This window comes from Bacillus cereus group sp. MYBK245-2, assembly GCF_051916145.1.
Lineage (GTDB): Bacteria > Bacillota > Bacilli > Bacillales > Bacillaceae_G > Bacillus_A > Bacillus_A pacificus.
In genome coordinates, this window is record NZ_JBQAGB010000021.1 from 1 (window position 1) to 12,308 (window position 12,308).

A 12,308-nucleotide genomic window follows, 5' to 3' on the forward strand; every position below is an offset into this window, starting at 1 on the left:
TAATGATGGCAGAGAGGTCACACCCGTTCCCATACCGAACACGGAAGTTAAGCTCTCTAGCGCCGATGGTAGTTGGGACCTTGTCCCTGTGAGAGTAGGACGTTGCCAGGCTAATATTATTCCGCAGTAGCTCAGTGGTAGAGCTATCGGCTGTTAACCGATCGGTCGTAGGTTCGAGTCCTACCTGCGGAGCCATTATGCTTCCATAGCTCAGCTGGTAGAGCACTTCCATGGTAAGGAAGAGGTCACCGGTTCAAGCCCGGTTGGAAGCTTGGGAATAGGTTTAAAACTTTTTTGGCCCGTTGGTCAAGTGGTTAAGACACCGCCCTTTCACGGCGGTAACACGGGTTCGAATCCCGTACGGGTCACCACTTTTGGAGGATTAGCTCAGCTGGGAGAGCACCTGCCTTACAAGCAGGGGGTCGGCGGTTCGATCCCGTCATCCTCCACCATATATATTTTAAATGTCGGAGGGGTAGCGAAGTGGCTAAACGCGGCGGACTGTAAATCCGCTCCTTCGGGTTCGGCAGTTCGAATCTGCCCCCCTCCACCATTTTCTTTAAAATAACCTGAGAGGGTTTATTTTTTTGAAAAGATAACCATACTAGTAAATATTAATGGGCTATAGCCAAGCGGTAAGGCAACGGACTTTGACTCCGTCATGCGCTGGTTCGAATCCAGCTAGCCCAGCCATTTACGAGCCATTAGCTCAGTTGGTAGAGCATCTGACTTTTAATCAGAGGGTCGAAGGTTCGAGTCCTTCATGGCTCACCATTTTCGCGGAAGTAGTTCAGTGGTAGAATACAACCTTGCCAAGGTTGGGGTCGCGGGTTCGAATCCCGTCTTCCGCTTAATTACTAAGGGGCCTTAGCTCAGCTGGGAGAGCGCCTGCCTTGCACGCAGGAGGTCAGCGGTTCGATCCCGCTAGGCTCCATCTAATAGAGAAAGCTTACATCATATGATGTAAGCTTTTTTGTGTTTAAAAAGACAACTTTCATACTTGTCATTTAAAATGGAGAAAACGTGAAAATAAAGGATGGGGATAATTATGAAAGTTGTTATTGCATCTGATTCATATAAAGAAAGCTTAAAAGCTATAGAAGTATGTGAAGCTATTGAAAGAGGTTTTGGAGCAATTTTTCCTAAAGCAGAGTATGTAAAAATACCAATTGGAGACGGAGGGGAAGGAACGGTTGATTCCCTTGTTGATGCTACAAGCGGGAGGATTATATCATTTCATGTGACAGGACCGCTTAGAGAGAGCGTACAAGCCTTTTACGGTATGTCTAAAGATAAAAAGACAGCGTTTATTGAAATGGCAGCAGCATCAGGCTTACAACACGTTCCAGCTAAAAAGCGAAACCCACTTATTACGACGACGAAAGGAACAGGAGAACTTATACTACATGCGCTAGACGAAGGAGCTGAGCATATCATTTTAGGACTGGGAGGAAGTGCTACAAATGATGGAGGAGCGGGTATGTTGTCAGCTTTAGGAGTCAGGTTTATAAATGGAAAAGGAGAAGTAATAGAGCCGTCTGGTGGAACGTTACATTCGATTGTCTCTATTGATTTTTCACAAATGGATTCACGCTTAAAGCATATAAAGATAGAAGCAGCATGTGATGTAGATAATCCGTTAGTTGGAATAAGAGGAGCATCTTTCGTATTTGGGCGACAAAAGGGTGCGGATGAAGAGATGATGAAAGAGCTGGATGAGAATTTAAAGCATTATGCGCATATCCTTAAACAATACCTATTTTGCGACGTATCTAAAATACCTGGTGCAGGAGCTGCAGGAGGTATGGGAGCAGCTGTTATTGCAGTGCTGAAGGGAAGCTTGCGGAGGGGAATTGAAATTGTATTAGATTATACAAATTTTGATAAGCATATAGAAGGTGCAGATTTAATTATAACTGGCGAAGGGAGAATAGATGAACAAACAGCATATGGAAAGGCCCCAGTAGGTGTTGCGGAGCGTGCAAAGCTTTTTCATATTCCTGTCATTGCGATTGGGGGATCAGTATCTCCGAATTACTCGGCTGTTCATGGAAAAGGAATTGATGCAGTATTTAGTATTACAACAAGTCCGACGACATTAGAGGAGGCATATAAAGTAGCAGAAGAGAATATTGAAATGACAGCAAAGAATATTGCAGCAGTGTGGAAAATAGCATCAGAAAAACACTTCTAAATGCGGGAGTGTTTTTTATTATTATCTAATAATAATGATAGTAGTTGCTTCATTAAGTTAACTTTATACATGGAATAGTCTTAAAATTTGGATTTCAAAGCGAATATAAGTGAATAATTTGTATATCCATACAGAAAAATGTCGAGTTGAGTCAGACTATATAAAAGATTTAAAATATTTAGTGAAGGCACAAAAGGGGGATACTATCTATGAAAAAAGAAATTTCAGTTATTGGAGTTCCAATGGATTTAGGACAGATGCGTCGTGGGGTTGATATGGGACCGAGCGCAATCCGTTATGCAGGTGTAATTGAAAGAATTGAAGAAATTGGATATGACGTTAAAGATATGGGAGATATATGTATAGAGAGAGAAAAAGAAGTAGATGTAAATACAAGCTTAAGAAACCTTACACAAGTTGCAACTGTATGTAACGAATTAGCAAGTAAGGTGGATCATATTATAGAAGAAGGACGTTTTCCACTTGTATTAGGTGGCGATCATAGTATCGCTATTGGTACATTAGCTGGTGTTGCGAAACATTATAAAAACCTAGGTGTTATTTGGTATGATGCACATGGCGATTTAAATACAGAAGAAACTTCACCATCTGGAAATATTCACGGTATGTCACTTGCAGCAAGTTTAGGGTATGGACATCCGGCGCTTGTAGATTTATACGGGGCATATCCAAAGGTGAAAAAAGAGAATGTTGTAATTATCGGTGCACGTGCATTAGATGAAGGAGAAAAAGACTTTATTCGAAATGAAGGTATTAAAGTATTTTCAATGCACGAGATTGATCGTATGGGTATGACGGCTGTTATGGAAGAAACAATCGCGTATTTATCTCATACTGATGGTGTGCATTTATCATTAGATTTAGATGGTCTTGATCCTCATGATGCACCAGGAGTTGGAACACCTGTAATTGGTGGCTTATCTTATCGTGAAAGTCATTTAGCAATGGAGATGTTAGCGGAAGCTGATATTATTACATCTGCCGAGTTTGTTGAGGTAAATACGATTTTAGATGAGCGAAATAGAACGGCAACAACAGCGGTTGCTTTAATGGGTTCTTTATTCGGTGAAAAACTAAAATAAATGTAAGAAAAGCAACTGAGAAGTTGCTTTTTTTATTTGAAAATAAGCGTATAATAATGATTTATATTATACTGTACGATAAGAATGTTTGACATCTTACCAATTTAGACTAAAGGGGGTTGTTTGTAATTGTCGTTTGTTTCATGTATGGTATAATTAACTAGTTGTTGGAAATACATACAGATAGAGCATAAAACAATATTTCAATATATGGATAGAATTGCTCGTAAGTAGGAGGAAGGGTTAGCATGCCTTTTGAAGATACGACCATTTTGAAATATCTTAGTACGGCATTAGATATTGCCGTTGTATGGTTTATTATATATAAGCTAATTCTCATAATCCGAGGGACGAAAGCTGTTCAACTTTTAAAAGGGATTACAGTTATTATTGTCGTTCGGATGATCAGTATTTTCCTTGGATTGCGAACGCTATATTGGCTAACTGAACAAGTATTAACGTGGGGATTTTTAGCCGTTATTATTATTTTCCAGCCAGAATTGCGAAGAGCGCTTGAGCAGCTAGGACGCGGGAGTTTATTTTCGCGTACTGGAACTCATGAGGATGATGAGCCTGAAATGGTTGCAACAGCGATAGCGAAAGCAACGGAATATATGGGAAAACGTAGAATTGGTGCATTAATTACCTTGTCAAAAGAGACCGGTATGGGTGATTATGTAGAAACGGGTATTCCGCTAAATGCAAACGTATCATCGGAATTACTCATTAATATTTTCATTCCAAACACACCTCTTCACGATGGAGCAGTAATTATGCAAGGAAGTACCATTAAAGCAGCAGCTTGCTATCTTCCGTTATCAGAAAGTCCATTTATCTCTAAGGAGTTAGGAACTAGGCATCGCGCTGCAATGGGAGTTAGTGAAGTTACTGATAGCATTACAGTAGTTGTGTCGGAAGAAACAGGCCAAATTTCTTTAACGAAAAATGGTAAGTTGCATCGTGATTTGAAGACAGAACAACTGAAAGATATGTTGTTAGCTGAATTTAGTGCGAACGAAAAAACGACTTCTTCGTCTTTATGGAATTGGAGGAGAAAGCGTCATGGATAAGTTAATGGAGAATCATTGGTTTTTAAAGGGGATCTCATTACTATTGGCGTGTATGCTTTTTATGTCAGCGACTTTAACTGAAAAAAATACGACATCGGGGATACTACCTTTTGCAAATGATGCGAAAGAAACATTAACTAATTATGCTATTAACGTTAAGTATGATGAAGAGAAATATATTGTAAGTGGTATTCCGGCAGAGGGCGTTAAGGTGAAGTTAGAGGGTCCAAAGGCAGCAGTTGCTACGGCAAAAGCGAAAAAACAATTTGATATACCAGTTGATTTGAGAGGTAGCGAAAAAGGAACGTATGAAGTTTCTTTGAAAACGAATGGACTTCCAGATGATGTGAAAGGAACAGTTCAGCCATCAACAATTAAAATTACTCTTCATGAAAAAGCGAGAAAATATGTTCATGTAGACTTGAAATTATCAAATGAGGATCAGATGTCAGCTGGTGCTACGCTCGAAAAATCAAACATTAAACCTGATACGGTTGAGGTAGTTGGGACGAAAGAAGAAATTGAAAGTATTTCATCTGCTAAGGCGTATGTTGATTTAAAAGGTGTTAATAAAACTGTTACAAAAACACCCGAAGTGACATTATACAATAAAGAAGGCAAACGTTTAAATGTAAGAACAAGTCCATCTAAAATTAGTGTAACGTTGAATGTGGCGACGCAAGCTACGGCCAATAATACTGAAAAAACTGTTCCTATAACATATGCGAAAAAGGGGAGTTTACCGGAAGGATTGGCCGTTACAAATGTTAGCGTTGAGCCGAGAGAAGTAACGATAGCAGGTCCAAAAGATATATTGGATAATATACAATCGATAGAGGGGGTCGAAGTAGATCTTAGTCAATTGACAGAGTCTACAACATTCGATACCTCTGTTTTATTACCAAAGGGTGTAACAAGTGCGAAGCCAAATCAAGTAAAGGTTTCAGTAGGCGTACAAAAAGCAAAACAAACGAAAACAAGAACGATTGATGGTATATCAATTCAAAAAAATGGACTTTCTAAAGACGTTACGGCCCAGTTACTTTCGCCGCAAGATGGGAAGATAAGCGTTGATATTTCAGGAGAAACAAGTATAGTAGATAAAATAACAGCTGCTCAAATAACAGCAGTGATTAATCTACAAAATGTGTCTCCTGGGACGAAGGATGTTGCTATTCAAGTGAGTGGCCCTGGTAATATTTCAATAGAGCCAAAACAAAAAAGTGCTAAAGTCACAATTGTGAAGAAAGAAAATCCTGATAAAGAAGTACAGGGTAACGGTGAGCAACCAAATTCAAATAATAATAAAGATAATCAAACTGAAAAACCAAAAAATCCTGAACCTGAACCTAAGCCTGATCCAGAAAAGGAAAAGGAGAAGGAGAAGGAACCGGAACAAAATAAAGATAAAGAAACTAGCCAAGAGCCAACAGTAGATAATCAAAAAGAGCCAGAAAAAGGAGCGAATCATAATGGGTAAATATTTTGGTACAGATGGAGTACGCGGGGTTGCGAATCAGGAGTTAACACCTGAGTTAGCGTTCAAAATTGGACGTTTTGGTGGTTATGTATTAACAAAAGATACAGACCGTCCAAAAGTAATTATCGGCCGTGATACACGTATATCAGGACATATGTTAGAAGGAGCTTTAGTAGCAGGTCTATTATCAACTGGAGCAGAAGTAATGCGTCTTGGTGTTATTTCTACACCAGGTGTTGCTTATTTAACGAAAGCGTTAGATGCACAAGCTGGTGTTATGATTTCTGCATCTCATAATCCAGTACAAGATAACGGAATTAAATTCTTCGGTTCAGACGGTTTTAAATTAACAGATGAGCAAGAAGCAGAAATCGAAGCTTTATTAGACAAAGAAGTGGATGAATTACCACGTCCAACAGGTACGAACCTTGGGCAAGTGAGTGATTATTTTGAAGGTGGACAAAAGTATTTACAATACATTAAACAAACTGTAGAGGAAGATTTCTCAGGTTTGCATATCGCTTTAGATTGTGCGCATGGTGCTACATCTTCTTTAGCTCCGTACTTATTTGCTGATTTAGAAGCTGATATTTCAACAATGGGAACTTCACCAAATGGTATGAACATTAACGATGGAGTAGGTTCTACACATCCAGAAGTATTAGCTGAATTAGTAAAAGAAAAAGGTGCTGATATTGGCCTTGCTTTCGATGGTGATGGTGACCGTTTAATCGCTGTAGATGAAAAAGGAAACATCGTTGATGGCGATCAAATTATGTTTATTTGTGCAAAGTACATGAAAGAAACTGGTCAACTAAAGCACAATACAGTTGTTTCAACAGTTATGAGTAACTTAGGTTTCTACAAAGCACTTGAAGCTAACGGTATTACAAGTGATAAAACAGCAGTTGGTGACCGCTACGTAATGGAAGAAATGAAGCGCGGAGGTTACAACTTAGGTGGAGAACAATCAGGACATATTATCTTACTTGATTACATTACAACTGGTGATGGAATGTTAAGTGCACTTCAACTTGTAAACATTATGAAAATGACGAAAAAACCATTATCTGAGCTTGCAGGAGAAATGACAAAATTCCCGCAATTACTAGTAAACGTTCGTGTAACAGATAAAAAACTAGCACTAGAAAACGAAAAAATTAAAGAAATTATTCGTGTTGTAGAGGAAGAAATGAACGGTGATGGCCGCATTCTTGTTCGTCCATCTGGAACAGAACCACTTATTCGTGTAATGGCAGAAGCACCAACACAAGAAGTTTGTGATGCATATGTACATCGCATTGTAGAAGTTGTGAAAGCGGAAGTTGGCGCTGAATAATTTAATAAATTTATTGAAAAGGAGCACAATAAGTGCTCCTTTTTCATATGTTTTATAGATGGTGAAAAAATTTTCATTGACGGTTTATCCATGTTTGTTATAAGATGGTCTTGTTCTTTTTCTCAAAGGAAATATTGTAAATTATAGAAGCGCCAGAACTACAAGTAGTGTAGTTGACGAGGTGGGGTTTATCGAGATTTCGGCGGATGGCTCCCGGTTGTTCATCACAACCGCAAGCTTTTACTTAAATCATTAAGGTGACTTAGTGGACAAAGGTGAAAGTGTGATGAGAGAAAAGGAACGGATACAAACTAGCTGTATAAGTATATACGGACTTAAACCCAATCGAGAGGAAGGTGAAAGCCGTTACAAGCTTACAGGGCTAGCAATATGTAATCCGTTTTTTAGTATAAATAAAAATGGTATCGGACTATGTCGTTACATGTTCGCAGAGCAGTGTAAGCATTTGTAACGGCGACTAAACATGTGTGGAATCGTAGGATTTATTGGAGAGCAAGATGCAAAGGAAATTTTATTAAAAGGTTTAGAAAAGCTAGAATATCGTGGATATGATTCAGCAGGTATTGCAGTACAAGCAGAGAACGGTGTTGTTGTATACAAAGAAAAAGGCCGTATTGCAAAACTTCGCGAAATCGTAGATGAGAACGTAGCAACAAGCGTGGGAATCGGTCACACACGCTGGGCTACACATGGTGTTCCGAGCAAAGTAAACGCGCATCCGCATCAAAGTACATCAAAGCGTTTTACACTAGTTCATAACGGTGTAATTGAAAACTATGAGTTAGTGAAGAAGGAATATTTACAAGATGTAACGTTCGTAAGTGAAACGGATACAGAGGTTATCGTACAGCTTATGGAACAACAAGTGAGCACAGGACTAAGTGTAGAAGAAGCGTTCCGTAATACGCTATCTCTTTTACATGGCTCTTATGCAATCGGATTACTTGATGCTGAAAATCCAAACATGATTTATGTTGCTAAAAACAAAAGCCCGCTATTAGTAGGTGTTGGTGACAACTTTAATGTTGTGGCGAGCGACGCTATGGCGATGTTACAAGTTACAGATCAATTTATTGAATTAATGGATAAAGAAATTGTAATTGTAACGAAAGAAAGTATTACAATTAAAAACTTACAAGGTGAAACGATTGAACGTGCACCGTTTACAGCGGAATTAGACGCAAGTGATATTGAAAAAGGAACATACCCTCATTTCATGCTTAAAGAAATCGATGAGCAACCACTTGTTATCCGTAATATAATTCAAAAGTATCAAGATGAAAATGGCGAGATTGAATTAGATCAAGACATCCGCAATGCGATTTTAGATAGCGATCGTATTTATATCATTGCATGTGGAACAAGTTATCATGCAGGTCTTGTTGGAAAACAATTTATCGAGAAGTTTGCAAAAATGCCAGTTGAAGTGCATGTAGCAAGTGAATTCTCTTATAACATGCCATTATTAACAGAAAGACCATTCTTCATTTACATTTCACAAAGTGGTGAAACAGCTGATAGCCGTGCAGTACTTGTACAAACAAATGAAATGGGTCATAAAGCATTAACGATTACAAACGTACCTGGTTCTACACTTTCTCGTGAAGCGGATTATACACTTCCGTTATACGCGGGACCAGAAATCGCAGTTGCATCAACGAAAGCTTACACAGCACAGCTTGCAGTACTTTCAATTTTAGCTGCAGATATTGCTAAAGCAAAAGGTGAAGTTCTTGGTTTTGACTTAACACACGAACTAGGACTTGTAGCAAATGCAATGGTACAACTTTGTGATCAAAAAGAAGAAATGGACGCATTAGCAAAACAATTTTTAGCAACAACGCGTAACTGCTTCTTCATCGGACGTAGCGTAGACTTCTACGTAGGATTAGAAGGTGCGTTAAAGCTAAAAGAAATCTCTTACATCCAAGCAGAAGGATTTGCTGGAGGAGAATTAAAACACGGTACAATCGCTTTAATCGAAAATGGTACACCAGTTATCGCACTTGCTACACAAGAGCACGTAAACCTTGGAATTCGTGGTAACGTGAAAGAAGTAGTAGCACGAGGAGCTAACCCATGTATCATCTCAATGAAAGGCTTAGAAATGGAAGGTGACAGCTTCGTATTACCAGCTGTACACGAAGCGCTAGCACCGCTAGTAGCAGTTATTCCATTACAACTTATCTCATACTACGCAGCACTTCACCGCGAGTGTGATGTTGATAAGCCACGTAACTTAGCTAAGTCTGTTACGGTTGAGTAGGAGATTGGTAGGTTAATAAATATAGTTATAGCTTTAAAATAAATTTACAAATTTGTCCCCCTTTTAGATATTGTATCTAAAGGGGGATTTTTGTGTTAAAAAGAACATCTAAAATCGATAGGAGAAAGTTAGGATGCCCGTACGCTACTAAAGTACTACTTTCTTTTATCTGAATTTTTAATTATCATTTTAAGTATTCGTGAACAATTTCCTTTATTATGAAAAGAAGAGGGGATAGATTACTAGGTATTACAAGGGGGCTTATTAATGAACGTGAAAGAAAAAACATATTTAAGTATAGAAGAGATTATTTCATTACCAACCTTATCAAGTACCAATATAAGCGATGATGGCAAAAATGTAGCATTTGTTAAGAGGACAGCTAACTGGAAAGACAATACATATAGAAATCATGTATGGATATATGAAAAAGGTAAAGGGCAAAGTTATCCATTAACAAATGGGGATATAGATAGTACATGCCCATTATGGTCTCCAAATTCTAGGGATATTGCATACCTTAGCCCTGTTGGTAATGGGAAAAGTCAAATCTTCGTTAAGTCATTAGATGGTTACGGTGGGGCACAAATTACTAATGAGGAAGAAGGGATCAGTACATTCAAATGGGATCCTACCGGTAAAGGTTTTTATTATATTACACAGTCAAAAGAATGTGAGGAAATAAAGAAACGTAAGGAGCTATATGGAGATTTTCAACATGTAGGTAAGGAACATCAGAATAATTGTTTATGCTACATTGAAATAGAAAAAGTGATACAAAATGATAAAGAGGAACGAGAGAGTAACGGTGTTTATCAATTAACTGATGGTAAAGATTTTTATATCCATGACTTTGATATTTCAAATGATGGGAAAAAGGTTGTATGTATGGCTACACCAATTATAAATGATCATATGAATGGTGATCTCTACATATTAGATGTTGAAGCTGGAGAACTACAAAAAATGAATATGGATAAGTTGTTGGGCGGGAGCGTTTGCTTTTCTCCTGAGGGCAGTAAAATGTGCTACGCAGCAAGCATAAGAGAGAAGGAGTATTATAGAAACCATATACAAGAGAGTACATTAGAGATATATGATATGCATACTGGAGAGGTAATTCAGCCCTTAACAAACTTTGATAGTACGGTTATGCCATTACAGTGGACAGCTAAAGGAATTTTAATTAGATGGCAGGATAAAACGAATTATCGTATTGGATTACTAGCTGAAGATGGCACTGTGAAAGCATTAAGCGACAAAATAGATGGCTTTATAATGGATGCTTCTATAACAAGAGATGGAAATCATATAACCTATAATAAGGCTATAACAAATGAAACTTTTGAAATCTATTTGGATGATAAAAAAATAACGAATGAAAATAGCTTTTTCGACGGGAAGCTTAAAAGTAACAGGGAAATCATCTCATGGAAAAGTAGTGATGGTCTTGAAATAGAGGGTATTTTAACAACGCCAGTAAATTTTGATGCCAATAAAAAATATCCCTTATTAGTAGTAATCCATGGTGGTCCGGCTTGGGCATCCTTTCCGATATTTTCAGACTGCTTCAATGAGAAATATCCGATTGAACAGTTTGTTGAAAAAGGGATTGTAGATAAAGATAGAGTAGGAGTTATGGGATGGAGTAACGGAGGATATATATCAGCTTTCTGTTCTACATTTAGTGATAGATTTAAAGCTATCTCAGTTGGAGGCGGAATTACCAACTGGAGTACTCATTATGTAAATACAGATATCCCTTATTTTATTAAAATGCATTTAGGAAATACTCCATGGAATGAACCGGAGATCTATACGAAGACATCACCAATGACGTATATTAAATCAGCCTGTACGCCTACCTTAATCCAACATGGCGAAAAGGATGCAAGAATACCAATTACAAATGCATATGAGCTATATGAAGGATTAAGAGATATGGAAGTTGATGCAGAACTAATTATATTTAAAGGAATGGCATATAGTTCTAATCAGCCAGGAATGAATGTAGCCATTATGAATCAGAACTTTATGTGGTTTTCCCACTATATTCTTGGAGGAAGTATGGAGGGATTTCGTACTATATAATGGATATTCGTACAGGGATTTTTCGTTGTGTAATCCGGTCAGATTGTTGTAAACTGTATGCAAACCATTATGATTATAAGGAAACGTAATTTGGAGGACGAATATGACAGCGAATAAAAATGAGTTATCTGTAGAACAACGTGAAGAACTATTAAAAGTATTACAAGCTCGTTTTGAGAAAAACATGAATCGCCATGAAGGCCTTGAATGGGCTAAAGTTGAAGAGAAGCTAGCTACTAATAATGAAAAATTATGGTCAATTAACGAAATGGAAGTAACTGGCGGTGAGCCGGATGTTGTTGGTTATGATGAAGAGAAGGACGAGTATACTTTCTATGATTGTTCAAAGGAGAGCCCTAAAGGGCGCAGAAGTCTTTGTTATGATCTTGAAGCGTTAGAGGCAAGAAAAAAACATAAACCAGAAAATAACGTTATCGATGTTGCAAATGCTATGGGCATTGAACTATTAACGGAAGAACAATATCGGGAATTGCAAAAACTTGGGGATTTTGATACGAAATCATCAAGCTGGGTACAAACACCTTCAGATATTCGAGAACTCGGTGGTGCTCTATTTTGTGATTATCGCTTCGGACACGTTTTCGTGTATCACAATGGGGCAGACTCTTATTATGCTGCCAGAGGTTTTCGTGGTTCGTTAAGAGTTTAAATTTGGAGTAAATAAAAAAGAGCCTATACTCAGGCTCTTTTTCTTATTTATATTTTAAGAGTAAACCGTTACGT

9 protein-coding genes, 9 tRNA genes and 1 rRNA gene are annotated in these 12,308 nt (G+C 38.0%); all 19 read left to right on the plus strand.

Features of this window, described 5'->3' with window-relative positions:
- Nucleotides 1-111: ribosomal RNA gene (gene rrf / locus ACTFRN_RS24720) — 5S ribosomal RNA — on the plus strand; the annotation flags it as partial.
- Nucleotides 112-120: 9 nt separating this feature from the next.
- A tRNA-Asn gene (locus ACTFRN_RS24725) sits at nucleotides 121-195 on the plus strand.
- Nucleotides 196-199: 4 nt separating this feature from the next.
- Nucleotides 200-272: transfer RNA gene (locus ACTFRN_RS24730), tRNA-Thr, on the plus strand.
- Between the two features lie 24 nt (nucleotides 273-296).
- Nucleotides 297-371, plus strand: a tRNA-Glu gene (locus ACTFRN_RS24735).
- 5 nt (nucleotides 372-376) lie between these two features.
- Nucleotides 377-452: transfer RNA gene (locus ACTFRN_RS24740), tRNA-Val, on the plus strand.
- A gap of 17 nt (nucleotides 453-469) precedes the next feature.
- Nucleotides 470-553, plus strand: a tRNA-Tyr gene (locus ACTFRN_RS24745).
- Nucleotides 554-618: 65 nt separating this feature from the next.
- Nucleotides 619-693 (plus strand) — tRNA-Gln (locus ACTFRN_RS24750).
- Nucleotides 694-698: 5 nt separating this feature from the next.
- Nucleotides 699-774: transfer RNA gene (locus tag ACTFRN_RS24755), tRNA-Lys, on the plus strand.
- A gap of 5 nt (nucleotides 775-779) precedes the next feature.
- Nucleotides 780-851, plus strand: a tRNA-Gly gene (locus ACTFRN_RS24760).
- Nucleotides 852-861: 10 nt separating this feature from the next.
- Nucleotides 862-934 (plus strand) — tRNA-Ala (locus ACTFRN_RS24765).
- Nucleotides 935-1,048: 114 nt separating this feature from the next.
- Nucleotides 1,049-2,194 carry a glycerate kinase gene (locus ACTFRN_RS24770; protein ID WP_000869572.1) on the plus strand — a complete coding sequence of 382 codons (1,146 nt, stop codon included), beginning with the start codon at nucleotides 1,049-1,051 and terminating at the stop codon, nucleotides 2,192-2,194.
- 209 nt (nucleotides 2,195-2,403) lie between these two features.
- A complete protein-coding gene (rocF, locus tag ACTFRN_RS24775) occupies nucleotides 2,404-3,297 on the plus strand; it encodes an arginase (protein WP_000711566.1) in 894 nt (297 codons plus the stop codon).
- A 248-nt stretch (nucleotides 3,298-3,545) separates the two neighbouring features.
- Nucleotides 3,546-4,367, plus strand: a complete 822-nt coding sequence (gene cdaA / locus ACTFRN_RS24780; protein WP_001115703.1) for a diadenylate cyclase CdaA — start codon at nucleotides 3,546-3,548, stop codon at nucleotides 4,365-4,367.
- A complete protein-coding gene (locus ACTFRN_RS24785) occupies nucleotides 4,360-5,847 on the plus strand; it encodes a CdaR family protein (RefSeq protein WP_074568394.1) in 1,488 nt (495 codons plus the stop codon). The genes cdaA and ACTFRN_RS24785 overlap by 8 nt, the downstream gene beginning before the upstream one ends.
- Complete coding sequence (gene glmM / locus ACTFRN_RS24790) at nucleotides 5,840-7,186, plus strand: phosphoglucosamine mutase (RefSeq protein WP_000521482.1); 1,347 nt, start codon at nucleotides 5,840-5,842, stop codon at nucleotides 7,184-7,186. Before ACTFRN_RS24785 ends, glmM begins: the two co-directional genes overlap by 8 nt.
- Nucleotides 7,187-7,472: 286 nt before the next feature.
- A complete protein-coding gene (locus tag ACTFRN_RS24795) occupies nucleotides 7,473-7,658 on the plus strand; it encodes a hypothetical protein (RefSeq protein WP_001208183.1) in 186 nt (61 codons plus the stop codon).
- A 12-nt stretch (nucleotides 7,659-7,670) separates the two neighbouring features.
- On the plus strand, nucleotides 7,671-9,473 hold the full coding sequence (glmS, locus tag ACTFRN_RS24800) for a glutamine--fructose-6-phosphate transaminase (isomerizing) (RefSeq protein WP_000334168.1): 1,803 nt from the start codon (nucleotides 7,671-7,673) through the stop codon (nucleotides 9,471-9,473).
- A gap of 267 nt (nucleotides 9,474-9,740) precedes the next feature.
- A complete protein-coding gene (locus ACTFRN_RS24805) occupies nucleotides 9,741-11,564 on the plus strand; it encodes a S9 family peptidase (RefSeq protein WP_074568395.1) in 1,824 nt (607 codons plus the stop codon).
- A 103-nt stretch (nucleotides 11,565-11,667) separates the two neighbouring features.
- Nucleotides 11,668-12,234 (plus strand): DUF4256 domain-containing protein, encoded by a 567-nt coding sequence (locus ACTFRN_RS24810; RefSeq protein WP_074568396.1) that lies wholly within the window; start codon nucleotides 11,668-11,670, stop codon nucleotides 12,232-12,234.
- Nucleotides 12,235-12,308: the final 74 nt, after the last annotated feature.

Coding starts and splice junctions, on each gene's coding strand:
- ACTFRN_RS24770 (WP_000869572.1), top strand. CDS start 1,049: ATGAAAGTTGTTATTGCATCTGATTCATATAAAGAAAGCTTAAAAGCT.
- rocF (WP_000711566.1), top strand. CDS start 2,404: ATGAAAAAAGAAATTTCAGTTATTGGAGTTCCAATGGATTTAGGACAG.
- cdaA (WP_001115703.1), top strand. CDS start 3,546: ATGCCTTTTGAAGATACGACCATTTTGAAATATCTTAGTACGGCATTA.
- ACTFRN_RS24785 (WP_074568394.1), top strand. CDS start 4,360: ATGGATAAGTTAATGGAGAATCATTGGTTTTTAAAGGGGATCTCATTA.
- glmM (WP_000521482.1), top strand. CDS start 5,840: ATGGGTAAATATTTTGGTACAGATGGAGTACGCGGGGTTGCGAATCAG.
- ACTFRN_RS24795 (WP_001208183.1), top strand. CDS start 7,473: ATGAGAGAAAAGGAACGGATACAAACTAGCTGTATAAGTATATACGGA.
- glmS (WP_000334168.1), top strand. CDS start 7,671: ATGTGTGGAATCGTAGGATTTATTGGAGAGCAAGATGCAAAGGAAATT.
- ACTFRN_RS24805 (WP_074568395.1), top strand. CDS start 9,741: ATGAACGTGAAAGAAAAAACATATTTAAGTATAGAAGAGATTATTTCA.
- ACTFRN_RS24810 (WP_074568396.1), top strand. CDS start 11,668: ATGACAGCGAATAAAAATGAGTTATCTGTAGAACAACGTGAAGAACTA.